Annotated in this window: 23 protein-coding genes and 2 pseudogenes; 12 read left to right on the top strand and 13 right to left on the bottom strand. The window is 67.7% G+C overall.

What is annotated here, in order from left to right; all coding sequences use genetic code 11:
• From U9983_RS18340 to U9983_RS18330, 3 genes are all read left to right on the top strand, one after another.
• A partial coding sequence (locus tag U9983_RS18340) for an acyl-CoA dehydrogenase family protein (protein ID WP_322755211.1) occupies window positions 1-1,138 on the top strand: 1,138 nt, incomplete at its 5' end.
• A gap of 161 nt (window positions 1,139-1,299) precedes the next feature.
• Complete coding sequence (locus tag U9983_RS18335) at window positions 1,300-1,509, top strand: hypothetical protein (RefSeq protein WP_322755210.1); 210 nt, start codon at window positions 1,300-1,302, stop codon at window positions 1,507-1,509.
• A 101-nt stretch (window positions 1,510-1,610) separates the two neighbouring features.
• Window positions 1,611-2,420, top strand: a complete 810-nt coding sequence (locus U9983_RS18330; protein WP_416211433.1) for an enoyl-CoA hydratase-related protein — start codon at window positions 1,611-1,613, stop codon at window positions 2,418-2,420.
• Between the two features lie 104 nt (window positions 2,421-2,524).
• Here U9983_RS18330 and U9983_RS18325 read toward each other — a convergent pair whose 3' ends face one another.
• Both U9983_RS18325 and U9983_RS18320 read right to left on the bottom strand, forming a co-directional pair.
• Window positions 2,525-3,430 (bottom strand): DUF559 domain-containing protein, encoded by a 906-nt coding sequence (locus U9983_RS18325; RefSeq protein WP_322748451.1) that lies wholly within the window; start codon window positions 3,428-3,430, stop codon window positions 2,525-2,527.
• A 355-nt stretch (window positions 3,431-3,785) separates the two neighbouring features.
• On the bottom strand, window positions 3,786-4,028 hold the full coding sequence (locus U9983_RS18320; protein ID WP_322755208.1) for a WhiB family transcriptional regulator: 243 nt from the start codon (window positions 4,026-4,028) through the stop codon (window positions 3,786-3,788).
• A 345-nt stretch (window positions 4,029-4,373) separates the two neighbouring features.
• Between U9983_RS18320 and U9983_RS18315 the strand changes: the two genes are divergently transcribed.
• Together U9983_RS18315 and U9983_RS18310 are read left to right on the top strand one after the other, a co-directional pair.
• Entirely contained in the window at window positions 4,374-4,601 is a 228-nt protein-coding gene (locus tag U9983_RS18315) for a hypothetical protein (protein ID WP_322755207.1), read from the top strand.
• Window positions 4,598-5,002 carry a type II toxin-antitoxin system VapC family toxin gene (locus tag U9983_RS18310; RefSeq protein WP_322755206.1) on the top strand — a complete coding sequence of 135 codons (405 nt, stop codon included), beginning with the start codon at window positions 4,598-4,600 and terminating at the stop codon, window positions 5,000-5,002. Before U9983_RS18315 ends, U9983_RS18310 begins: the two co-directional genes overlap by 4 nt.
• 31 nt (window positions 5,003-5,033) lie before the next feature.
• On the opposite strand, the gene U9983_RS18305 is transcribed toward U9983_RS18310, so the two are convergent.
• Together U9983_RS18305 and U9983_RS18300 are read right to left on the bottom strand one after the other, a co-directional pair.
• A complete protein-coding gene (locus U9983_RS18305) occupies window positions 5,034-5,843 on the bottom strand; it encodes an ABC transporter permease (protein WP_322755205.1) in 810 nt (269 codons plus the stop codon).
• A complete protein-coding gene (locus U9983_RS18300; RefSeq protein WP_416211434.1) occupies window positions 5,840-6,727 on the bottom strand; it encodes an ABC transporter ATP-binding protein in 888 nt (295 codons plus the stop codon). The genes U9983_RS18305 and U9983_RS18300 overlap by 4 nt, the downstream gene beginning before the upstream one ends.
• A 292-nt stretch (window positions 6,728-7,019) precedes the next feature.
• Here U9983_RS18300 and U9983_RS18295 point away from each other — a divergent pair, with 292 nt between their 5' ends.
• The 3 genes from U9983_RS18295 (at window position 7,020) to U9983_RS18285 (ending at window position 10,147) form a co-directional block, all read left to right on the top strand.
• Window positions 7,020-8,105: a CoA ester lyase gene (locus tag U9983_RS18295; protein ID WP_322755203.1), complete on the top strand. Its 1,086-nt coding sequence runs from the start codon at window positions 7,020-7,022 to the stop codon at window positions 8,103-8,105.
• Window positions 8,102-9,049 (top strand): CoA ester lyase, encoded by a 948-nt coding sequence (locus U9983_RS18290; RefSeq protein ID WP_322755202.1) that lies wholly within the window; start codon window positions 8,102-8,104, stop codon window positions 9,047-9,049. Before U9983_RS18295 ends, U9983_RS18290 begins: the two co-directional genes overlap by 4 nt.
• Window positions 9,050-9,277: 228 nt before the next feature.
• Entirely contained in the window at window positions 9,278-10,147 is an 870-nt protein-coding gene (locus U9983_RS18285) for an N-acetylmuramoyl-L-alanine amidase (protein ID WP_322755201.1), read from the top strand.
• Between the two features lie 39 nt (window positions 10,148-10,186).
• On the opposite strand, the gene U9983_RS18280 is transcribed toward U9983_RS18285, so the two are convergent.
• From U9983_RS18280 to U9983_RS18270, 3 genes are all read right to left on the bottom strand, one after another.
• Window positions 10,187-10,699, bottom strand: coding sequence for a hypothetical protein (locus U9983_RS18280; protein WP_322755200.1), 513 nt, complete (start codon window positions 10,697-10,699; stop codon window positions 10,187-10,189).
• A 239-nt stretch (window positions 10,700-10,938) separates the two neighbouring features.
• Window positions 10,939-12,750 carry an NAD-binding protein gene (locus U9983_RS18275; RefSeq protein ID WP_322755199.1) on the bottom strand — a complete coding sequence of 604 codons (1,812 nt, stop codon included), beginning with the start codon at window positions 12,748-12,750 and terminating at the stop codon, window positions 10,939-10,941.
• 90 nt (window positions 12,751-12,840) lie between these two features.
• A complete protein-coding gene (locus tag U9983_RS18270; protein WP_322755198.1) occupies window positions 12,841-13,791 on the bottom strand; it encodes a dihydroorotate dehydrogenase in 951 nt (316 codons plus the stop codon).
• Window positions 13,792-13,958: 167 nt separating this feature from the next.
• On the opposite strand from U9983_RS18270, the gene U9983_RS18265 reads away from it, so the two are divergent.
• Window positions 13,959-14,201 (top strand): acyl carrier protein, encoded by a 243-nt coding sequence (locus U9983_RS18265; protein ID WP_322755197.1) that lies wholly within the window; start codon window positions 13,959-13,961, stop codon window positions 14,199-14,201.
• 73 nt (window positions 14,202-14,274) lie between these two features.
• Here the strand turns inward: U9983_RS18265 and U9983_RS18260 are convergent, their stop codons facing one another.
• On the bottom strand, window positions 14,275-14,715 hold the full coding sequence (locus U9983_RS18260) for a DUF2795 domain-containing protein (protein WP_322755196.1): 441 nt from the start codon (window positions 14,713-14,715) through the stop codon (window positions 14,275-14,277).
• 172 nt (window positions 14,716-14,887) lie between these two features.
• Complete coding sequence (locus U9983_RS18255) at window positions 14,888-15,127, bottom strand: hypothetical protein (protein ID WP_322755195.1); 240 nt, start codon at window positions 15,125-15,127, stop codon at window positions 14,888-14,890.
• 426 nt (window positions 15,128-15,553) lie between these two features.
• Between U9983_RS18255 and U9983_RS18250 the strand changes: the two genes are divergently transcribed.
• Together U9983_RS18250 and U9983_RS18245 are read left to right on the top strand one after the other, a co-directional pair.
• The gene (locus U9983_RS18250; protein ID WP_322755194.1) at window positions 15,554-16,378 is read left to right on the top strand and encodes a DUF1918 domain-containing protein; all 825 of its coding nucleotides are present in this window, start codon (window positions 15,554-15,556) and stop codon (window positions 16,376-16,378) included.
• Window positions 16,379-16,380: 2 nt separating this feature from the next.
• Window positions 16,381-17,025 (top strand): phosphoribosyltransferase, encoded by a 645-nt coding sequence (locus U9983_RS18245; protein ID WP_322755193.1) that lies wholly within the window; start codon window positions 16,381-16,383, stop codon window positions 17,023-17,025.
• Window positions 17,026-17,147: 122 nt separating this feature from the next.
• Here the strand turns inward: U9983_RS18245 and U9983_RS18240 are convergent, their stop codons facing one another.
• On the bottom strand, window positions 17,148-17,774 hold the full coding sequence (locus tag U9983_RS18240; RefSeq protein ID WP_322755192.1) for an expansin EXLX1 family cellulose-binding protein: 627 nt from the start codon (window positions 17,772-17,774) through the stop codon (window positions 17,148-17,150).
• On the opposite strand from U9983_RS18240, the gene U9983_RS18235 reads away from it, so the two are divergent.
• Window positions 17,755-17,931 carry a hypothetical protein gene (locus U9983_RS18235; RefSeq protein ID WP_322755191.1) on the top strand — a complete coding sequence of 59 codons (177 nt, stop codon included), beginning with the start codon at window positions 17,755-17,757 and terminating at the stop codon, window positions 17,929-17,931. The two genes, U9983_RS18240 and U9983_RS18235, sit on opposite strands and share 20 nt — an antisense overlap.
• Before the next feature lie 418 nt (window positions 17,932-18,349).
• Here U9983_RS18235 and U9983_RS18230 read toward each other — a convergent pair whose 3' ends face one another.
• The 3 genes and pseudogenes from U9983_RS18230 to U9983_RS18215 all read right to left on the bottom strand — a co-directional run.
• Window positions 18,350-20,203: a hypothetical protein gene (locus tag U9983_RS18230; protein WP_322755190.1), complete on the bottom strand. Its 1,854-nt coding sequence runs from the start codon at window positions 20,201-20,203 to the stop codon at window positions 18,350-18,352.
• A 384-nt stretch (window positions 20,204-20,587) separates the two neighbouring features.
• Window positions 20,588-21,223 (bottom strand): annotated as a pseudogene (locus U9983_RS27960) (IS630 family transposase); the annotation flags it as partial.
• 50 nt (window positions 21,224-21,273) lie between these two features.
• Window positions 21,274-21,474 (bottom strand): annotated as a pseudogene (locus U9983_RS18215) (SAM-dependent methyltransferase); the annotation flags it as partial.

Here is a 21,474-nt window from a genome sequence, read left to right as displayed (position 1 = left end):
TGACTGGCGGGACCGGCTGTTCCGGGCTGGCCTGCTTGGCGTCTCCTGGCCGGCGGAGTACGGCGGCGGCGGGTTAACCAAGATCGAACAGGTGGTCCTCATGGAGGAGCTAGCGCAGGCCGGCGCGCCGTGGGGCATCCGTAACGACACGTTCAGCATCAAGATGGTCGGCAACACGTTGCTGCGGGCCGGCACCGAGGAGCAGAAGCACAGGTTTCTCCCGAAGATCCTGTCGGGCGAGGAGAAGTGGTGCCAGGGCTATTCGGAACCCGGCGCAGGCTCGGACCTGGCTTCTCTGCGTACTCGGGCGGTTCTCGATGGTGACGAATGGGTCATTGACGGTCAGAAGATCTGGACGTCGATGGCTCACGAGGCAGACTGGATCTTCGTGCTGGCCCGTACCGACCCGGACGCGCGACCCCACCGCGGAATCTCGTTTCTGCTGGTCCCCCTGCGTCAGCCCGGTATCGAGGTACGGCCCATCCCGGCGATGAACGGCGACAGCGAGTTCAACGAGGTCTTCTTCGTCGACGCGCGCACAGCCGCGGACAACGTCGTCGGGACGGTCAACGGCGGCTGGCAGGTCGCGATGACCCTGTTGGGGTACGAGCGCGGTGAGGAGGCCGCGACGAACCCGGTGCTGTTTCGCAATGAGCTCGACCGACTGCGGGATCTGGTCCGCGAGCGGGGGCTCGGCGCTGATCCGATCGTGCGGCAGCGGCTCGCCGACTGCTATGCCCGGGTCGAGGTCATGCGCTTCCTCGGCTACCGCGTGCTCACCGGCTACCTGCTGGGCGGGCCTCCTGGCCCTGAGTCGTCGATCAGCAAGTTGTACTGGAGTGAATACCATAAGCTGGTCACCGACCTGAGTCTTGATGTCCTCGGCGCAGCTGGCATGGTCATGCAGGGGCGGCGGCCGCCGCGTGCCTATCGCACGGACGACCCGGGTTCGCCGAATTCCACCGCATCCTGGATCGGCACCCTTTACAACTCCGTGGCAGGCACCATCTACGCGGGCTCGTCCCAGGTACAGCGCAACATTCTTGGGGAAACCGTCCTCGGGTTGCCCAAGGAACCGGCGGTTGTCTCCGGTCGGGCCGGTAGAAGCGCGGCTACGGGCGCACTTCCTGGGTCGTGAAACGGGCGGGTATCCAGCCAGTCGACGTTGTCGAGTCAGCCGACGTTGTCGAGTCAGCCGACGTTGTCGAGTCAGCCGACGTTGTCGAGCCAGCCGACGTTGTCGAGCCAGCCGAAGTTGTAGAGCCAGCCGACGTTGCAGAGCCAGTATGGAGGCGTGTGGTGAAGATTCAGGTCGAGGGAGATGGGATGCCGCCAGAACTGTTGGTGGAGGCCGCGACGGATTATGCCTGCCTGTGTTGCGCGGGCGTCATTGAACTGTGGCGGGACTCGGGCGGCTACTGGAACGCGACTCTGGCCCATGACGAGCGCTGTCGCCTGGAACGGACGGTCACCGCGCCCCGCCGGCCGGAGCTTGTCGTCGCCGGCTGAGTGCGTGCCGGCTGAGTGCGTGCCAGCTGAGCGTGCTCTGGCGAGTCGCTCTCGGTCGGGACAGACGGCCTCCGTTGGTTGTTCGAAACGTGGATAGGTTGATGCACGTGACAGTTACCGCAGCGCCCGAGGTTGTGCTCTGCGACGTCGACAGCGGCGTCGCCACGCTGACCCTGCACCGGCCAGAGCGAAAAAACGCCTGGACGTTGGACATGGAGCGGGCGTTCTTCGATCTGCTCGACGCCTGTGACGACAATCCCGATGTCCGGGTCGTACTGGTCACAGGGGCCGGCACCAGCTTCTGCCCCGGCATGGACATGGGCTATCTCGACAGCGTCTCGCAGGGTCCGGCCGCGGAGAAGCCGGCGTGGCGGACCCGTCCAATGACCCATGCCCGGTCGTTGCGCAAGCCGACCATCGCCGTCCTCAACGGTGCATGTGCCGGCATCGGGCTGGTCCAGGCGCTGTCGTGTGACCTGCGGTTCGCGGCGGCCGGCATCAAGATCGCCCCGTCGTTCACCCGACGGGGACTGCCGGCCGAGTTCGGCGTCAGTTGGCTGCTGACCCGCATGATCGGGCCTGCTCGGGCTGCTGACCTGCTCATCTCGAGTCGGGTTGTGTTGGCGCAGGAGGCGTTGGCGCTCGGTCTGGTTGACCGGGTGTTTCCGCCGGATGAGCTCATGCCCGCCGCCCGGGCGTATGCGGTTGATCTGGTGGCCAATTGTGCTCCGGTGGCGATGGCCGCGGTCAAGGCCCAGCTGGCGGCAGACTGGGGACGGACTCTCGCGGACGCTCAGCTCGACGCGGATGCGTTGGTCCGCGACACCGATCGGCGTATCGACTTCCGCGAGGGCGTTGCCGCCTTCCTGGAGCGCCGGCCGCCGGACTTCCGTCCGCTGCCGCCCCGCTGAACGCCAAGCGGAACCGCCAAGCGGAACCGCCAAGCGGACCGATGTTGATTTTTCGAGGTTTGTACGATCATCCGGTACCTTTTCGGCGTACAAACCTCGAAAGATCAACGGTCAAGCTGTCTGCGGACGCTTTCGATCACGTATTCCGGCCGATGGACGACATCCGGCCACGTGAAACGTAGGACCGTCCACCCGCGGCCGACGAGGTCGTTCTGCCGGTAACGGTCCCGGTACAGGGCGGTCGCACCGTTATGGGTGGCCGCACCGTCCGCCTCGACGTCCAGCAGGCGTGATGGCCAGGCGAGATCGAGCCGCGCGACGGGTACGCCGGTGACCTCGTTGCGGACCGGCCATTGCAGCTGTTCCGGTGAAAGGCCGGCGTCGACCAACAACAGCCGGAGCCGGGTCTCCAACGGGGATTCCGAGCGCCGGTCAACCAGGTCCCAGAAGGTGTCGGCTCGCCGGCCACCGTGTCGCCCGGCCACCGCGATCTTGATCGCTGCGAGATTTTCCTCGTCGAGTCGATACTCGTGCAGAAGCGCGTCGAGTAGACACACCGCTTCCTCACGTGAGGACCAGAGGATCAGATCGGCGATGGTCCGCGACGGATGGGTGATCCGGATGCCGGCGACCGTCATCGACTCTGCCGACGTCAGCGGCGACCAGCGCAGCACTACGCCCCGACTGCGCGATGTCCTCGCGGTTGACGGTAACAGCAGGTGAATCGGTTCGTCATGGGTCGGCTGCGGGAGCCCTGGAAACCTGTGGATCCTGGCAGCGGTCACTGCGCATACGACCGCGTCCGGGCGGATGAGCTGGGCTGCCCGGGCACGGGCGTGCACACGGTCAGGAGCAGCCGGGACGACGAAGCCGCCCCGAACCGGATTCTCCCAGCCACCGACGTGAGCCAAGCGGTAGAGCGTCGCCGGGCTCAGGCCCACGGCGAGGGCCTGAGCCCGGGTCAGCGCACCGTTCTGCGTGGCAGCGAGGGCGAGCGCAGTGGCCAGCACGTCGGCCGGCGTGGCCGGTGTGGCCGGGTCTGCCGCCGTAGCCCCGGTAGCCCCGGTAGCCCCGGTAGCCCCGGTAGCCGGGGATGTCGGTGGGGTCGGTGGGGCGACTGGTGCGTCGTGAGGACACGCCCCTGGGCGACCGCCGCGTGTGTTGCCTGCAGGCGCCGACCTGTTTTCATGCATGATCTTCAGGCTGCCATGTTCCGGCAGTTTTGCTCAGCGTCCGTCCACAGGCACTCGCATTATCCCCAGCCCGGATCGATCTTTCGAGGTTTGTGCGGTCATTCGGTATCTTTTTGGCGTACAAACCTCGAAAGATCGTTGATGAAAGATCGTTGACGTCTGATGGACGGGGTTACACGGGAAGGTGAACCGTGTTCCGTTGGACTTCGCGCCGCTCGTCCGCGCTGAGCCCTCCCCAGACACCGCTGTCCTGGCCGGCGTCAAGAGCCCAGGCCAGGCATTCGTCGGTGACCGTGCAGTGCCGGCATACAGCTTTCGCGGCATCGATCTGGCTCGCGGCCGGCCCGGTTGTCCCGATCGGAAAGAAGAGTTCGGGATCCGTACCCCGGCAGAAGGCCCGGTGGCGCCAGTCCATTGTCGTACCCCCTTTTGGCAAGGCGTCGCGCCCGGATGATGGGTCAGCCCGAATGATGGTGGGCGCAGATGATGCTAGGTGCGGAAGCCTGCCCGTTAATCACAACATGCTGTCAATTATCGACAACAGAGCAGGGGTGCTCCGGTGAAGTGCTCCGCCGGGTTCCGTTCTGGCGGAACGGAGTGGTGCGGTTACTCGCAAGGGCTGATCCCGCCAGGGTTTGATCGCGGATGTGGTGTGGGTGCGCGTGTGAGGGCTGCTGAATGCCGGGTGGATGGTTGCCTGTCGTACGTGGACGGGTGGCCTACCTGACGACCGTGGTGCCACAATGGCACCATGAGGCGGATGAACCTGCGCGACGTACCCGACGAGATCTACACGGCTCTCGCCGAGGGTGCGGCGGCAAGCCACCAGTCGCTCAACGCCTTTGTGGTGGAACGGCTGACCGAGGTGGCCCGCGTAACCAGGTTGGCCGACTACATGGCGTCGTACGAGGCTCCCCAGGGCTCTGGCGTCACCCTGGAGGATGCCGTAGCTGCGGTGCGCGAGGTGCGGGACGCCTCGGCCTCGTGAGCCTCGCGGTGATCGACGCGTCGGTCCTGGCCGCCTTCTACGCGGTTTCAGATCCCCGGCGGCCACCTGTCGTGGCCCGACTTTCCGCTGGTCATGCGCTTTTCGCGCCGGCGCATCTGGACGTCGAGGTGACATCCGCCCTGCGTGGCATGGCCCGCGGTAATCCGAGCCTGCAAGCGGCGGTGCCGCGGGCGTTACGGCACCTGGCCGGATTTCCCATTCGCCGCATGCCGCTCGCTCCACTTCTGGAACGCAGGTGGCAGCTACACGAGAACGTCACTCCATATGACGCTGCCTACATCGCGCTCGCCGAAAAACTCGATGGCGCGGTAATCACCTGCGACGCCAAGCTGGCTGCGGCGCCCGGAGTCAGCTGCACCATTGATCTGATCGTATCTTAACCCTTACCGACGGCTCTGTGACCATGGTCTGTCAGTCGATGAGCCGGCGGCCCATGTAGCGGACGGCGAGCAGCCACATCAGCCCGGCGAAGGCGACCAGCGCGCCCACGTGGCCGAGGTCGGCGAGCGGAGCGAACCCGAACGCCGCGTCCCGCACCAGCTCGACACAGTGGTAGAGCGGGTTGAGCCGGGCGACGACACGGCCCCAGTAGGGCAGCCCGGCTATCGGGAAGAACGTGCCGGCGACCAGGAAGAGCGGCGTCATGATGCCGGAGATGATGTAGCTGAAACTGTCGAAGGACGGCACCAGCGCCGAGGTCCAGATACCGAACAGGCCGAAGCCGAGCCCGGTGAGAAAGCCGACCAGCGGGACCACCAGCATGCCGGGAACCGGATCGAGGCCGAACGCGAGCGCCACCACCAGCGGAACACACCCGTAGACGCCGGCTCGCGCGGCAATCCACAGGGCCTCTCCGAGCACGATCTCCGGCACGTCGACGGGTGCGGCCAGAACGGCGCCGTAGATCTTCTGATAGGTCCGCCGGATGAACGTCTGGAACATCCCGGTGAAGGCTGAGGAAAAAAGTACCGCGGTCGCGACTATTCCGGTGCCGAGGAAGTCCACGTACCGGTAGCCGGCCACGACCGACACCAGTGAGCCGAACCCCCATCCGAAGGCCAGCAGGTAGATGGTGGGTTCCACGACGGCGGAGAAGGTGGTCGACAGCCAGGACCGCCGGAACAGCGTGAGGTCGTGGACGATGACTCCGGCCAGTGCCGCCGGTTCAATCCGCCGCAGTCGCGTCGCCTGGGCCCCGTTGGCTTCGTCCGCCCCGTTCATTCGACCCGCTCCCCGGTCAGGGCCACGAACACGTCCTCCAGGGTCGCCGCGCGTCGGACGCCGGCTCCGAGCCGTTCATCCAGTTCGGCGGGCATGTTCTCGGCCCGGAGCACCGAGACCGACGGCCCGGTCCGTCGGGTGGTGAAACCGGCCGCGCCCGCCTGCGCCGCGATCTCGGCGAGGCGCTCGGGTGGGCCGTAGTATTCCGCCGCGGTCCGCCCTGCGTGCGCGTCGAGTAGTCGGGCTGGCGCGTCGCGCGCGATGACCCGGCCATGCGACATGATGGCGACGTCGTCAGCGAGCCGTTCTGCCTCTTCGATGTAGTGGGTTGACATCAGTACGGTCACTCCGCCGGTGCGTAAGCCGGCGATCAGGCTCCACAGTTCCTGGCGGACCTGCGGGTCGAGTCCCACCGTGGGCTCGTCGAGCAGGACGAGCTGGGGACGGTGGACCAGCGCCCGGGCGACCAGTAACCGCCGTCGCATCCCGCCGGAGAGGTTCGCGGTCACCGTGTCGGCGCGGTCGACCAGGTCCGCGAGGGCCAGCGCCCGATCGACCGCGCCCCGGCGCTCCCGGGCGGGTACCCGGTACAGCCGGGCGAACACAGCGAGGTTCTGTCGGACGGTGAGCTCGATGTCGAGGTTGTCCTCCTGTGGCACCACGCCCATCACCGCTCTGGCCTGCTTGGATGCGCCCGGCACGTCGTAGCCGAGGATGGTGATCCGGCCGCTGTCGGCGATCGACTGGGCGGTCAGCATCCGCATCGTGGTGGACTTGCCGGCGCCGTTGGGCCCGAGCAGGCCGAGACAGACCCCGGCGGGAACGTCAAGGTCGAGACCGTCCACCGCGGTCAGGCTTCCGTAGCGCTTCACCACTGCCCGCATGGAGATCGCGGGCGCCGCGCCTTCGAATGGTTTCCCGCCCCCCGGTTCCGCACCGGTCGCGGTCGAGCTCACCGACTGGAAGAGGGACACCAGCCGACAGTAACCCGTACCCGACCACCTGCCATCTCCTTTTCCGGTCGACCGGATGTCGATCGGATGCCCATGGGGTTCCCGGGCGCGATACTTGCCCCGCGGCCGGTGCGCGACCAGCACGAGGATCCGCCAACCGTACGTGGCTTCAGGTACCTGGACGTACCATGACATAGCTGGACGAGTTGACAGGAGTTCTCCCATGCGCAACCCGAAGGACTTCTTCGCTCCGCTCGCGGTGGGCGCGCCGGCGCCGCTGCGGGAGCTTCCGCAGCGGCTCTCCCGTGTGATCCACTTTTTCGACCCGAGTAACGCGAAGATGGCATCGAAGGTCCCGGACATCCTGCCCCGCCTCGACGTGGTGCTGGGCAACCTCGAAGACGGCGTCCGGGCCGATTCCAAGATCGCGGCCCGGGAGGGCCTGGCGAAACTCGCCGCCGCCACGGAGTTCGGCGACACCCAGCTGTGGACGCGGGTGAACAGCCTGGACTCGCCGTGGGGCCTCGACGACCTGCTGACCCTCGTCCCGGCGATCGGTCACAAGCTGGATGTCATCATGGTGCCCAAGGTCGAGGGCGCGGAGGACATCCACTACGTCGACCGTCTGCTCGCCCAGCTCGAGGCGAAGGCGGGGCTCACCCGGCCGCTGCTCGTCCACGCGATCCTGGAGACCGCGCGCGGTGTCGCCAACGTCGAGGAGATCGCCGGGGCGAGCCCGCGGATGCAGGGCCTCTCGCTCGGGCCGGCAGACCTCGCCGCGGACCGACGGATGAAGACGACCAGGGTCGGTGGCGGGCATCCGGGATACCTCGTCCGCCAGGACCCGTCGGCGACCGACCCGGACGCGCCGCGCGCCACTTACCAGCAGGATCTGTGGCATTACACGCTTGCCCGCATGGTGGACGCCTGCGCGGCCAACGGGATCCTGCCGTACTACGGGCCGTTCGGTGACATCGCCGATGTGGTGGCCTGCGAGGACCAGTTCCGCAACGCGTTCCTGCTCGGCTGTGTCGGCGCATGGAGCCTGCATCCGGTGCAGATCGACATCGCGAAGCGGGTCTTCAGTCCGGAGCCCGCCGAGGTTGCCTGGGCTCGACATGTGATCGATACGATGGGTGACGGGACCGGAGCAATCATGGTGGACGGCAAGATGCAGGACGACGCCTCGGTCAAGCAGTGCAAGGTTGTTCTGGACCTCGCGCGGACCCTGGCCGGGCGTGATCCGCACCTGGCTGCGGCCTACGGCTTCGCAGACCTGGTTGACCCGGTGAGGCAGGACGCCCGATGAGCACCTCGCCAAGCTCCTCGCCGGGCACACCGGCGGGCATCTCGGCGCCCGCCTACCGGCCGCGTCGCTCCGTCCTGTACATGCCCGCGGCGAACGAGCGGGCGTTGGAGAAGGCGCGCGGCATTCCGGCGGACGCGCTGATTCTCGACCTGGAGGATGCCGTCGCCCCGGACGCCAAGGACGCCGCCCGGGAACGGGCCTGCGCGAAGGTCGCCGAACAGGCCTACGGCGGGCGTGAGGTGACCATCCGCGTCAACGCTCTGGACACGCGCTGGCATGCGGACGATCTGCGTGCCGCGGCGGCGGCCGGCCCGGACGCCGTGGTCGTGCCGAAGATCTCCTGTGCCCAGGACGTGCATGCGGTCGAGAAGAGCCTCCAGGCCGCGGGTGCGCCCGACCGCACCATGATCTGGGCGATGGTCGAGACTCCGGTCGCGATGCTGCATGCCGAGGAGATCGCCCGGGCCTCGCAGCGGCTCGCCGTCCTGGTGATGGGCACCAACGACCTGGCCAACGAGCTGCACGCCGAGCATGTCCCCGGCCGGGCGCCGCTGCTGCCCGGGCTCGGGTTGTGCCTGCTCGCGGCCCGTGCCGCCGGGGTGGCAATCCTGGACGGGGTCTTCAACGACATCCGCGACCTCGACGGGTTCGAGGCGGAGTGCCTGCAGGGGCGACAGCTGGGCTTTGACGGCAAGACGTTGATCCACCCGGGGCAGGTTGAGCCCTGCAACCGGGCGTTCGCGCCCACCGACGTCGCGCTCGAGGAGGCCAGGAACATCGTCACGGTCTGGGAGGAGGCGTTGGCCTCCGGCCGTGGTGTCGCCACCGTGAACGGCCGGATGATCGAGAACCTGCACGTGGACAACGCCCGGCGCATCATCGCGGTCAGCCGGGCCATCGAGGAACTCGACCGGGAGGCCGCCGCCCGTGCGGCTGCGCATTAGCCATTCCTGGGCTGCGGTCATCGCTGCTGCGATGACCGCGTAGCGTACAAGAGTTCCCACTGTAAGTCGGCACACGAGGGTGGATGTCCGGAGTTGGACGCCAACCAGTACTGATGTGATTACATAAAGTCGCACGGTGTCATATGTTGGCGATGTTGTTGACATCGGTGGAATCAGCGGTCGGTATCCGCCTGGCAACGTGCCGGGCGGAACATGGAAGATACCCGGGTGGCGCACATCGTTCCGGGCTTCACCTTCCGGCCAGTTCGTAACACCGACGGCGACGCGATCCGTCCGATCGGACTTGTTCTGCACGTCCAGCAGGGCAACGGAGGCCTGTTCGGCTGGTTCGACAACCCCGCCTCCCAGGTGTCGTCCACACTGTGGGCCGGCAAGGCGGGGCAGCGCGAGCAGTACGTCCACTCGGATGTCCGGGCGTGGGCGCAGGTTGCCGGCAATGCCAACTACGACTCGATCGAGACCGAGGGTTTCGACACCGAGCCGCTGACCGACTCGCAGATCGAGACCGTCGCGCAGGCATACGCCGATGGTGCGCAGACCTTCGGCTGGGCGCTGACCGTCACCCACACCCCGGGCAGCTCGGGGCTGATCCTGCATTCGGACGGGGCCGCCGCCTGGGGTGGCCATTTCGGCTGCCCGGGGACGCTGCGCGCGGCGGCCGCGGAACGGATCATCGCCAGGGCGACGGAGATCGTGCGAGGACCGCAACCCGTCGCCGCCATCGTCCCGGTCGTCAGCACCGGGGGTGGGGGCGGGAGTACCGGTGCGGACGCGAGCGGACGATCGCGGGCACGGGTGCAGGCCCTGCAGCGGGCCGTGCATGTGGCCGTGGACGGCATCTGGGGGCAGGTGACCGACGCCGCCATCCAGGCCGTGCGGGCGAACCACCACACCCGCGCGGAGCAGGCTGCGGTCGGCACGACCGTGGACGGCTTTTGGGGCCCGCGTTCGCAGGCTGCGTACATCGCGACGGTGCGGGCGATCCAGGTAGCTCTCGGTGTCGGTGTCGACGGCGTCTGGGGCCCGGTGACCGACAGGGCGTTCGTCGCCGCACGGGGCGCCAGCTTCACCGGTTAAGAGCGCCCCGCGACGCCGCGTCCCCTATTGCCGGTCGCTCTAAAGCAGGCCAGGTGGATACCGGTCTCGATCCTGGTCGACGTCGTCGTGCTGATCCCATTCGGCGACGAGCGCGTCCCAGCTGAGGTACCGCGCCACCGCATAGGCCGGCGACACGACGCCCCGGGGGTCGAGCACGGCCACCGGGTATCCCAACTGCGCGCGGTACCCGCGTTCGGTGACGACGAGCCGCCCACCGAGCCGGGCCGCGCCCACGACAATGGGCCGTGATGTCCATGTCGGGGCGGCTGCGTCGGCCAGCGCCCGCGCGCAGAGCCACGCGTAGAGCCCGCAGACACAGTCCTCGCTGGGCATCCTCGGGTGCGGCGCCATGGGGACCCGCAACATCCGGCTGCTGAGGTCGTCACGCTGTGCCCGCAGGCACAGGGCCCTGGTGACGCCGTCAGGGCGCCACAGCAGCAGGTCGGGCGGGAACGGCGACCATGGCGTCCAGGCCGGCCGGAGCTGGCCGTGGGCGTCCACCGCCCACTGGCGCCACCCGATGACGCTCATGTGCCTGCCGGTACAGGTTCGGGCTCGGCTTCGGGTCCGGCCGGCACGGGAACCGCAAGCGGTTCTTCGTCCGGCCAGCTGATCGGTTCGTCCTCCACGATGCGCACCGGCTCACCCACGTTTGCCATTCGCCTACGGTCCCTCCGCCGGGCGTGTCGGTCAATCGCCGGCCAACCTCCATTCGCGGCTTGTCGGTTTTCCACCGGTTTCCCACCGACGGCCAGCCTGTGGGTCTGGCGTCAGCGCAGGCGCAGAATCTGCAGGCCGTGGTCGACCAGCAGGCTTGGAAGGTGACGGACGGTCGCGGTCGCCTTGGCACGCTGATCAGGTGACAGGTCGGTCCAGTCGCGCAGCAGGTTGTGCTGTTTGCGGCTGTCGTCGCGAACCGGGGCGAAGGTCCATCCTGCCCTTCGTCGCTCCGCACACCAGCGTTCGTGTTCGAACCGGGCGAGCATGTCGGTTTCGGCGGCGGTGAACGCGAAATCGGTCATCGGGTAGGTCATCGGGATGACGACCGCGTTGACCGCGTTGAGTTTGGCACCGATTCCCTCGGCCTGACTTCGGTTTGCCGCCTGCAGGTCCGCGCGTAGGGTCTCCCACGGCTGCATCGAGTCGGTTCCGCCGATCGTGGCGCCTTTTTCCTGTTCATCGACCAGGTACTGGCCGTGGATGGCGCGGGCCAGGGCCGTCAGCGTGTCATTGTGCAGTTCGCCCGGTTCCGCCGCCTCGCCCATGACTGCGAACACCCGTACCTCTCCCGGCCCGGGATCGAGTAGATGGGGATTGAGCAGGTCGCCGAGAGCGGTTCGTTGCCCGACACAGACCGTCACGGTCTGCCCGGTGCCCGCGGCGCCGCGGACCATGTTCAGCCCTCTGCGCAGCGCGGCATCCTCGTCCTGATCGCAGAGAACCAGGTGTCGTATAGCTGGTATTTCCGGTGTATCCACCGTAGCCGGGATAAGAATTTCCCATGGAATCGTCGCGAGATCGAAGCTCTGCGCGGCCTCATCCTTTGCCCGGGGCGCACAGTGCGCGTCGACCGGCCGGTAGCGTTGTCGAAGTTCAGTGAGCTGGGACGAGGCGTTCGTGTCGATGAGAACGAGCGGGAGCGGCGGACCGCCGGCACGGACCCGCCACAGCCTGGCCAGTTCCACGACGAACGCGCGACCGAACGGGCCCAGGCCGACGACCGCGATCGACGGCACCGGATCGTCGGAACCAAGATGGGGCTCCAGGATGCGGGCGGCGAGCGTGCGCGCGGCGAGTTCTTCCGGCGTGAAGAAATCCAGCCGGAACTCCGATGCCGATGACAACCCCACCCGGCGTGCCTTCAGCGCGAGCGCCAGTTCACCGTCGGCCAGCCGTGCATAGCAGGCGAGTGGCTCGTCCCGGTCGGGTTCCTGCTCGGCGAGCGCGCCCACGGCAGCCACCGTCGCGGCGGTGGCTGCGCTGTCCGGCAGGCAGGCGTACACGGTGGCCGCTCGGGGCACACCCGCGGCACGCAGCACAGCCTGGTCCCAGGCATCGCCGATGACGACGAGCGCCGCGCTCTGGACGAGCCCCTCGGCGCGGTCCAGATCGGGGTCTGCGCTGATGACGACCACCTGGACGCCGGCGGCCCGAAGGCGGCGGACGAGCGTCATCGCGAACAGGTCGTCGCCGATGACGACCGCGTGGTCCCGGGCCCGGCGGGCCATCCACCGGTGACGCCGGTCGGTGAGCAGGTTCCACACGGACACGGCCACGCCGTACGCGGTCGCGAGCGGAGCCAGGAAGCGGGCGAACTCCAACGGCAGCGGGAATGGGCCGCCGTTCTGCAGGGGTTCGGCGCCCAACAGGAACAGCTGTGCGTCGAAGTAGACGACATCCGCGGCGGTGTAGCCACACGGCGCTGAAGCCGGTGGCGGGCACTGGTCGGCGGACCTGCTCAGCTGCGCCAGCCCCCACGCACCCAGGATTGCCGCCACCGTGAACAGCACGCAGAACGCCGGCCATAGAACGCGACCGGCCTGCCGTTGTTCTGTCGGCCGTGCTGGCTGCGTTGTCACCACAGCGACACCGTAGCGAGGCCAGCTCGTCCCGACGGCCTGTTTACGTCGGACTGCTGGGTCAGCGATCTGCTGGGTCAGCGATCTGGTCGGTCAGCGATCTGGTCGGTCCGCGATCTGGTCGGCGTAGTCGGTGAGGATGTCACCGAACACCCCGGCGTCGCCCTGGCGGTTCCAGAACGCGGTGGCAGCCTGAACCGCGTCCGCGCCTGCGTGCAGGAAGTCGACGACGTCGCGTCCATCGGTGACCCCGCCGACTCCGATCAGTTCGACCGTTTCGGGCAACAGCCGCCGCAGCTGCCGTATCTGACCCAGCGCCATGGGCTTGAGTGCGGGTCCGCCGAGCCCGGCCAGCTCGACATCGATGACCGGACGGTTCGCCTGGGTCAGAGCGAAGGCGTTGGGAAAGGTGTTGACCGCGCAGACGAAGCGCGGCCCGGATGGCTCGCGGGACAACGCCCCGACAAGGTCTGCGAGTTCGGCCAGGCCGGCCGGATCCGAGAACGGCGAAATCTTGATGCCGAAGGGCGGTGGTCGGTACGTGCCCGGACGCGTGCCGGCGACGGCTTCGAGTGCCTGGCCGACCTGAACGCAGATGGACCTGGTCTGGCCGTGGTCAAAGCAGGCGATGCGTTTCTGCGTGCCACCGTCCCACACGTTCGGGCAGGCCAGGTTGAGTTCGATGACATCGGCGCCGGTCAATGCCACATCATGTGCTGCGCGGGCGTATTCCGGCGCGCTGAATCCCGCGATGCTGACGATGAGTGGCTTGCCGGCTTCGTGCGCCAGCGAGACCATTTTTGGCAGGTGCTCGCGGTAGTATTCAAGCCCCGGGTTCGGCAGACCGAGCGCATTGAGCGAGAAGAAAGCGCCGGTGTGGTAGACGTTACCGCCGTTGCCGGTGCGGGCCTGCTCGGTGATGGAGCCGACGACGACCGCCGCCACGGCGGATCGGGCCAGCGTGTCGACGTCGTCGAGGCTCTTGCAGGTACCCGCGGCGTTCATGAGCGGATGTTCAAGCTCGATGCCGCAGAGGCTGGTCATGGCGACAGTCTTCCCTTCCTGACGCGCGCCTGCTCGGCTGCCCTCCGCCGGGTGCGGTGCGCGACCGGGATTCGACGCCGGGTACGCGTTTACTTCGCCGGGGAGCGTCGATGAAGACAGTGCGGGCCATGGACCGGCCGGCTACGGATCGAAGGAGAGGGTTGACGATGGCGAGCGGTGAAACGGAATTCAGTGACGTTGCCTATGATCTGATCTCCGTGCAGTACCACGCCCTGCGGGGTTGCCACGAATACGAACAATTTGCCCGGGACGCGGAGAACGACGACCAGCGGGAAATCGCCGAGTTTTTCCGCGATATCATGAAGCAGGACGCCGATCGCGCGGCGGCCTGCCACCGTTACCTGTCGAGGCTGTCGGGCAGGTCCCCGGCCGGCTCGGGCGTCCGATAAGGCTTGTTGGCAGTAAGGCCTGTTGGCAGTAAGGCTTGTTGACCGCGGGCCGGCCGTGGCACGATGCGGTTGATCAGAACCGGACGGTTTCGACGTCCTCGCCTCCGTGCAGCGCCCGCCAGAGATCGCCAACCGAGTTGTACCGCTGTCGTTTGGGCAGGGTGAGGAGCGAATTGACCAGCTGGTCCGGGGCGTTGTGGCTGCGCAGGCTGTACACGAGCTGAGCCGCGCGAGCGGGGAAGTCGTGCCGGTCGAACCATCGGGCGAGCTCGGCTCGGGCATCCGCGGCCGTGTTCGCGCCGGCGGTGCGATCGGCACCTGAGGTGTCCGGCATGAGGGCTACCTGAGGCTGGTCCTCTCCCGGGGGCTCGGCGGAGCGCCAGTCCTCGGTGCGAGTCTCCCGGCGTGCCCGGACGATCCCGTCCACCTCGTGGGCAAGGTTGTCGTCCCTGATCGGACCGTGTTTGGTGCTTCCGCGCTGCATCGGCTTGGTCAACTCCTCTTCGCTGGTCACCGGTCCACGCTGGGGATCGTCCGGGCGCACTTGTCGACTGGGTCTGATCCACCTGCCGCCAACCGCCGGGTCGTCCGGAGACGGATCTATGTCGATGGTCGTGCCGGGGGCCGTTCCGACGCCGCGAGGCGATCGGGGACCGGGGATCGGGGATCGGTGGAGGCAGATCAGATCATGGTAGGGGGCCGGGAATGTCCGGTCCTGGCTCGCGTCCCGGTATGTCGGGCGCAGGGTCGGGATCGGGGATGTCGGGTCCCGGTATGGGCGTGTCGGGCCACGGGCCAGGCTTGGGGACGTCCGGCCCGGGTGTCGGTTCTGGTCTCGGCGTTGTGCCGAGCGGCGGATCGACCGCGCTCCGTACCAGGCCGTCGCCGTATGCCACGACCATCGTCACGATGCGTCCTCCCTTCACGATGCGTCCTCCTTGTTGAGGCGACCGGAGGTTGGTCACGTGGGTCGTGTTGACTCCTGCCACCTTCCACGGAAAGGACACCTTGAACCACCTGACCCATAGTGGTTGAAATCTTGCGACTCGTAGGCGGTACCCGGGTCGGGGCGCATGGAAAGGTCGCCCTTCGGGGTGTGCCGAGCATGGTCGAGGGGGATGGGAAGGACAGGGCGGCGCCGACGGTCGCGCGGCTGGTGGTGGCTTCCTTCGCGTCCGGAGGAATCCGGGCTGTACCCGCCGGACGGACTTGTACGGTATCGACCGGTATTACGACCTTTAGTCATATTTAGATCATATTTTACCAACAACATTACGGGCTGGTCGTCGGAAGTCCCGACTCGTGACGTTCGGGACGCTGACCAGGGGTCCAGGCCCGGGAGGTGAGCGTCGATGACGGACGTACTCAGCGTCGTCAGCGCACCGCCGGTAACGGTGGAGCGGACCAGGACGATTCGGGAAGCGGCGCAGGAGATGGACCGCCACGGGGTGGGTGCGCTTCTCGTCACGGACCATGAGCGTCTGGTCGGAATTGTGACTGATCGGGATATCGTGCTGCGCGGTCTCGCCCGTGACATCGCGGTGGAGACCGCTGTCGGGCAGGTGATGACGACCGATGTCCTCACCCTGTCGGTGGGTGTGGAACTGGCGCGCGCGTACGAGGTGTTCCGGGACCATGCTCTGCGCCGGCTGCCGGTCCTCGACGGTGACCAGATCGTCGGCGTCCTGTCCGTCGACGATCTCCTGATACGGGACGCGCGGCGAATCGAGGATCTGATCCGGCCGCTCGCTCAGGAGGTCATCGCCCGCCATCGCCGGACCCCGGTCGCCGGGGTGGGCGCAGGCGCTCACGCCGGTGACGGTGCCACCACCGACGCATCGCGTCGGCTGGTCCGGGCACACCCAGGTGACACTCTGGTCATTCACGGGCGGACTCTGGGTAGGCCGGAAAGGTTTGGAGAGATCATCGAAGTGCGGTCCCCGTCCGGTGATCCGCCGTTCCTGGTCAGTTGGTCCGATTCGGAGCACGTCACCTTCACCTACCCCGGTCCGGATGCCGAGGTGCGTCCGCGTGTTGCCGACGAGGCCGCCGCCACCGGCGGTAAGGCCGCTAGCGGTCGCAGCACCGGTCGCAGCACCGGTCGCAGTACCGGTCGCAGTACCGGTGGCAGCACCGGCGGTGGCACCGGCGGTGGCAACGGTGACGGCAGGGGGTGACGGTGCCCGAATTGTTCGTTGACCGGCGGTCGGCCGGCCGGGCTCTGGCCGAGTCCCTGGCCGGCCACACCGACCGGGGCGATGTCGTCGTCCTCGCCCTGCCCCGGGGGGGAGTGCCGGTCGCCTTCGAGGTCGCCCAGCGGCTGCGGGCGCCCATGGACGTCTTCCTCGTCCGCAAGCTCGGTGCGCCCGGTCATGCCGAGCTTGCGATGGGGGCGCTGGCCACCGGTGGGACGCTCGTCCGCAACGACCAGGTGATTCGTGGTCTCGGTATCGGCGAGGAGATGATCGACCGGGTGGTGGACACCGAGCGCCGCGAGCTTGACCGGCGGGAACACGCCTACCGCGACGACCGGGCGCCCCTCGACGTCACCGGTCGTGTCGTCCTGCTCGTCGATGACGGTATGGCTACCGGAGCCACGATGCGTGCTGCCATCGACGCGGTCCGCCGACGCCGGCCGGCCCGAGTGATCGTTGCTGTGCCGGTGGCCTCCGAGCGTGCCTGCCAGCAGATGCGGCTCATTGCCGACGGCGTTGTCTGCCTCAGTACGCCGTCGACCTTCTTCGCCGTCGGCCAGTACTACGCCGACTTCGCCCAGACGACCGACGACGAGGTCCGCGAGCTGCTCGGTCTCGCTCTGGCCTGATGCCTGTGCCGATCCTGCGCCGGCGGCGCGAGGATGTTCGTCCGCGCCCGCTGCCAGCCCGCTGGTCGTCTTTGTCAGTGCTGGTTCCGGTCAGTGCTGGTTCCGGTCAGTGCTGGTTCCGGTCAGTGCTGGGCGAACTGCGACGCGGTCGATTGAACCGTCGTCGGGCTGAGCGTGATTCCGGAGTTGACGATCTGCTGGCCGTAGATGTCGGTCACCCGGACGGTGAACGGGCCCGCGCCCAGGCCGTTCGGCGCGAGGAAGTAGTTGTACTCCTCCCGCGGCAGCGCCTGCCAGGTCCCGTTGACGCTGATCTCGAGCGAGACCACTGGGTTGCGGTGGTTACGCGGTTGGATGGCCAGCCAGTAGGCGGACGACCCTTCCTTGATCCGGTACTGCAGGTTACCGATGTTCGCCGGGCTGATCAGCTGCCAGGAAATCGGGACTCTCCCGGCCACCGGGTCGGCGATCGCGGCGAACGCCTCCGGGCTGAAGTCGATGTCACCCGGCTTGCACTCGGGGCAGCGGTCGACGATTTTCACCACGACGGTGCCGCGGGGGCCGGTGGCGCGGACGTAGCCGCCGCACATCCGCGCGTTTTCGTAGTCGGCCTGGTTGAGAGCCGCATACGCGTGGGATGTGTCCAGACCGGCGCCCTCGTAGAGGCAGTTCCCCGTGCCGGCGCCCAGTGCGTAGAAGGTGCCGTCGCCGGTGTAGGTGACTCCCGGCATGATCCGGCCGGGAGTCACCGTTGTCGACCCCTGCCCCGGTGACTGCGTTGCCGGCCGGGTGGCCGCCGCGCTGCCTCCCGGTTTCGCGGTCGGGGTCGCGGAGTGGGTCGTCGTCGCCGGTGACACCTGGGCCGCCGTTGTTGTCGTCGGCGCCGAGGATGACGGGACGGGCTGAGCGCTCGGCGGCGTGGGCCGCGGATCACTTGGTGCCCCGGAGGCCTGCGCAGACGTCGCGGTGATGGGTACCGGCTGGCTCGTGAGCTCGGTCGGCTGGCAGCTGGTGATGATGCTGAGCACGGCCGCAGTACCGGTGAGCACGGCAACGGCGGAATACCAGTGCAACCGCGCCGGCAGCGATTGTGTTGCCCGGCGATGGCGTGGCATGGATGTGCCGGCAGGTGGTGACTGGGTCAAGACCCCTCCGTGGCCATGGACGGGAAGTACGACTCCCCGTCGCTGCGATCCCCACCCAGCGCCACGAACCTTAGCTGGGTGGATTCCACCCAGTCCATACCGTTTGCGTCACTTTCACATTAGGAGTTCATCTGTAGCTTTTCTGTTGATTTTCCGTTGGCGAGCGATCTCTGATCGGCCTATGCAGACGGCGAGGTTGCCGAGGTTGCCGAAGCCGCTGGAGTTGTCTGTGTCTGGGCCGGAGCGGGTGTCGGCGCGGGGGATGCCGTCGGCGCTGCGCCAGCGGCCCCGGCCGAGGTGGCGGCGGACGCCGGGGTCGGCGCTGGGGCAGCCGTCGGGGTGGTGCTCGCCGGTGCCGGTGCCGGCGTGGGTGTTGGAGATGGCGTCGGAGCAGGCGTCGCTGTCGGAGCGGGCGTGGCAGTTGGAGCCGGCGTGGCAGTTGGAGCGGGCGTGCCTGTTGGCGCCGGCGACGGCGTGTTCTGCGTCTGCTGACTGTTCAGGCGTTGCGCAATGCTTGTCAGTCGGGCCCGCGCTTCGTCGTTGACCTGGGCAGGGGTGGCGCTCCCGAGCCGGTCGAGGAACGGCGTGAGCGCTCCGGGGCCGGTGACGCTGGCGGGGATCACGGCGCCCAACGCGTCGGCGGTGGCCGGTTCGACCTGGCCCAGCTGGGCGTAGTCGGCGAGGCGGGCGTGCAGTCGCGCCGGTGTGGTGGCCCACCCGGCGAAGTCCGCCGGGCTCAGACCGCCGACATCGAAGGTGGTGGGCGGCGCGGCTGCGCAGCCGGCGGCGTCCAACTCCGGAGTGAGCGTGACGGTGAGGGCGCTGTCCGCACCGGCTTCGCCGATGGTTGTTCCGTCGAAGCGGGCGAGTTGTCGTGGTGTGACCGCGCCGGGGGCGTCGGCGGTGACAACCGTACGGACACTCGTGATCACCCACCCGTGGCTGTCGGACAGCGTCGCGTTGACGGCGGCGGTGACCGGAGCAGTGACCGGAGCGGCGGTCGTCGCGGTGAGGACTCCGGCGATGTCGAGGGCTTCGTAGCCGGGAACGCCGTCGTCGAGGTTGGTCGGTGTCGCGGTCAGCGTGGCGCTCTCGACGGTGATGACAGGGCAGGCGGTCGACGGCGTCGGCGTCGGTGTTCCGGCCGCCTGTGGTTGTGAGGTAACCGTGATGGTCGGTACGGGTATGGGCCCGCTGCCCGGCGCTGGCGCGCCGGCCGTGGCTGATGTGGGCAGCGCGATCACTCCGCTGTCGCTGTACCCGGTCGTCCAGGCCAGCACCGCCCGGACGTAGTCGTCCGACGGGTTGTACGCGAAGACCGCCGCCCGCAGCTGCGTCGGGTCGGTCAGGTTGCGGTTGTACGCGCACAGATAGCCCGCGGTGGCGAGGGCCGCGTCATCGATGTTGTTCGGGTTGCGCTGGCCGTCGTCGTTTCCGTCACGGCCCGATCCCTGCCAGGTCGAGGGGATGAACTGCATGGGTCCGACGGCACGGTCGAAGAACGTGTCACCGTCCCAGTTACCGCCGTCGGTGTCCAGGATCAGGGCGCGTCCGTCGTTGCCGTCGAGGGGCAGTCCGACGATCGACGGCGTGATCGTGCCGTCGGCGCTGATGGAACGGCCGGCGCCGTGGCCGGATTCGATCTTGCCGATCCCGGCCAGCAGTGGCCAGGCCAGCTGGCAGCCGGGCCGCTCGCGCGCGGTCCGCTGCGCCGCCTTCTGATACGCCGCGAGGACCCGGTCCGGTATCCCCTTGTCACCGGTACCGAGTGTCACGACCACGCCGGCTCCGGTGGCCGCCGCCACCGCCAGGCTCTGCGTGCTCGGCGTGGAGCCATCGCCACCAGAGGTGCCGGAACCGCCCGAGGTGACAAGCCTCGGCATCGGGAAGCTCCCGCCGTCGGCCGGCGGTCGCGCCGGCCCGGGAGGTGGGCCTGCGTTGGAATTCGCCTGCGATGTGGCCGCGGAACCGTTGATGAGAAGGAGGGTCGCGACCGCGACCACCGGCATCGTGAGTACCCGCGTCCGATGCATTGTTGATTGATCTTGACTTTGCCGGTCGAGTACGGTAATAGCGACGGCATGCCGCCGATTCAGCCAGACCCTTATCGGGCCCCGGCGGTGCTTGCTCACGGCGGGTCTTCACCTCATCGAATGGCTGGGTTCTCCGAGCGGCTCGCGCCGGCGCCCGCGGATGGCACGGGTAGGAGCAATGCGAATCCAGCTGCACTCTGCCACACTGGGTGGCCGTCAACCGCGGCAACGGTGTCTTATCTCGGCGTTGGTGCCAACTTTTGGGCTGGCGACTTTCGCCGGCCAAGCTTCGTTTCAGTCTCGGCAACTTGTTGTGTGTTGATTGATTGACAGTAGACTTTTCTTACGGTGAATCGGCGACGGTCGACCGCCGGTGGCGGTCCGGGTGGTGCCGTGCCGGCCGTAGTCGTGGGTGCGTTTCTCACAGGCGTCGAACTCGATCGGCAGCAGCGGCTGGGTCCGGTCCAGCGCCTGGATCTGCGTCTTCTCGTCCACGCTGAGCGCGACAGCTCCACCGGGCGCATCAAGGTAAAGGCCGACGATGTCGGCGACCTTCTCCGCGAAGGCAGGATCCTTGCTGATTTTGAACGTGCCCTGCCGGTGTGGCTTCAGCCCGTTGTCCCGCCACAGCTTCGCCACATAGTGGAAGGACACCCTGATACCCGTGGTGCGGGTGATGAACTTGGCCATCTCCCGGCTCGACCAATGCGACAGGCCCGTCTCCGCCGGCGGGCTGGTACGGGTCAAGGCAAGGATCCGACTACGCACCTTTGCCGGCATCTACTCCCGCGGTGCGGCGCGAGACCGGTCAAAAAACCCGTCGATCCCCTCGGCCGCGTAGCGAGACAGTCACAGATCCACCGTCGGCCGCGAGACACCGGCCAGCGCCGCAACATCCTTCTTCTGTCGACCCTCGGCACGCCACAACTCGATCCGCGCCCGTGTCGCCACGTTCGCCGGCACATCCCGATCGTTTACCAGGGCACGCAACTCCACCTGTTCGTCCGTCGTCAACTCCATACTGCCATTTTACTTGACATGTTAAGTAAATTATCCAGAATCACGAGACACTAGGTTTTGCGGGCGAGCAGTTGAATCTCCTGGAACTGCCGTCGGTCTGTTGGCTCAGGCTCACGAACCATCCGGGCTACGTCGGCCAACCCGGACTCGCGCAGCATCGCGGCGAGGTGATCAGGCCACCACCGATAGGCCAGCGCGACTGTGTGATCGAAGACCTGCGTCGGGTGAGACCGATCATCGCTTGCCGAAAA

This window comes from Protofrankia sp. Cas3 (assembly GCF_963555955.1).
Taxonomy (GTDB): domain Bacteria; phylum Actinomycetota; class Actinomycetes; order Frankiales; family Frankiaceae; genus Protofrankia.
Note: the sequence above shows the minus strand (reverse complement) of the source record. Positions and strands in the feature narration are given on the sequence as shown.

Excerpts from the sequence above, each read along its gene's own strand:
- U9983_RS18330 (WP_416211433.1), top strand. The coding sequence starts at position 1,611 with ATGCACGTGACAGTTACCGCAGCGCCCGAGGTTGTGCTCTGCGACGTC.
- U9983_RS18320 (WP_322755208.1), bottom strand. The coding sequence starts at position 4,028 with ATGGACTGGCGCCACCGGGCCTTCTGCCGGGGTACGGATCCCGAACTC.
- U9983_RS18315 (WP_322755207.1), top strand. The coding sequence starts at position 4,374 with ATGAACCTGCGCGACGTACCCGACGAGATCTACACGGCTCTCGCCGAG.
- U9983_RS18305 (WP_322755205.1), bottom strand. The coding sequence starts at position 5,843 with ATGAACGGGGCGGACGAAGCCAACGGGGCCCAGGCGACGCGACTGCGG.
- U9983_RS18300 (WP_416211434.1), bottom strand. The coding sequence starts at position 6,727 with ATGCGGGCAGTGGTGAAGCGCTACGGAAGCCTGACCGCGGTGGACGGT.
- U9983_RS18295 (WP_322755203.1), top strand. The coding sequence starts at position 7,020 with ATGCGCAACCCGAAGGACTTCTTCGCTCCGCTCGCGGTGGGCGCGCCG.
- U9983_RS18290 (WP_322755202.1), top strand. The coding sequence starts at position 8,102 with ATGAGCACCTCGCCAAGCTCCTCGCCGGGCACACCGGCGGGCATCTCG.
- U9983_RS18280 (WP_322755200.1), bottom strand. The coding sequence starts at position 10,699 with ATGAGCGTCATCGGGTGGCGCCAGTGGGCGGTGGACGCCCACGGCCAG.
- U9983_RS18270 (WP_322755198.1), bottom strand. The coding sequence starts at position 13,791 with ATGACCAGCCTCTGCGGCATCGAGCTTGAACATCCGCTCATGAACGCC.
- U9983_RS18265 (WP_322755197.1), top strand. The coding sequence starts at position 13,959 with ATGGCGAGCGGTGAAACGGAATTCAGTGACGTTGCCTATGATCTGATC.
- U9983_RS18250 (WP_322755194.1), top strand. The coding sequence starts at position 15,554 with ATGACGGACGTACTCAGCGTCGTCAGCGCACCGCCGGTAACGGTGGAG.
- U9983_RS18235 (WP_322755191.1), top strand. The coding sequence starts at position 17,755 with ATGATCCGGCCGGGAGTCACCGTTGTCGACCCCTGCCCCGGTGACTGC.
- U9983_RS18230 (WP_322755190.1), bottom strand. The coding sequence starts at position 20,203 with ATGCATCGGACGCGGGTACTCACGATGCCGGTGGTCGCGGTCGCGACC.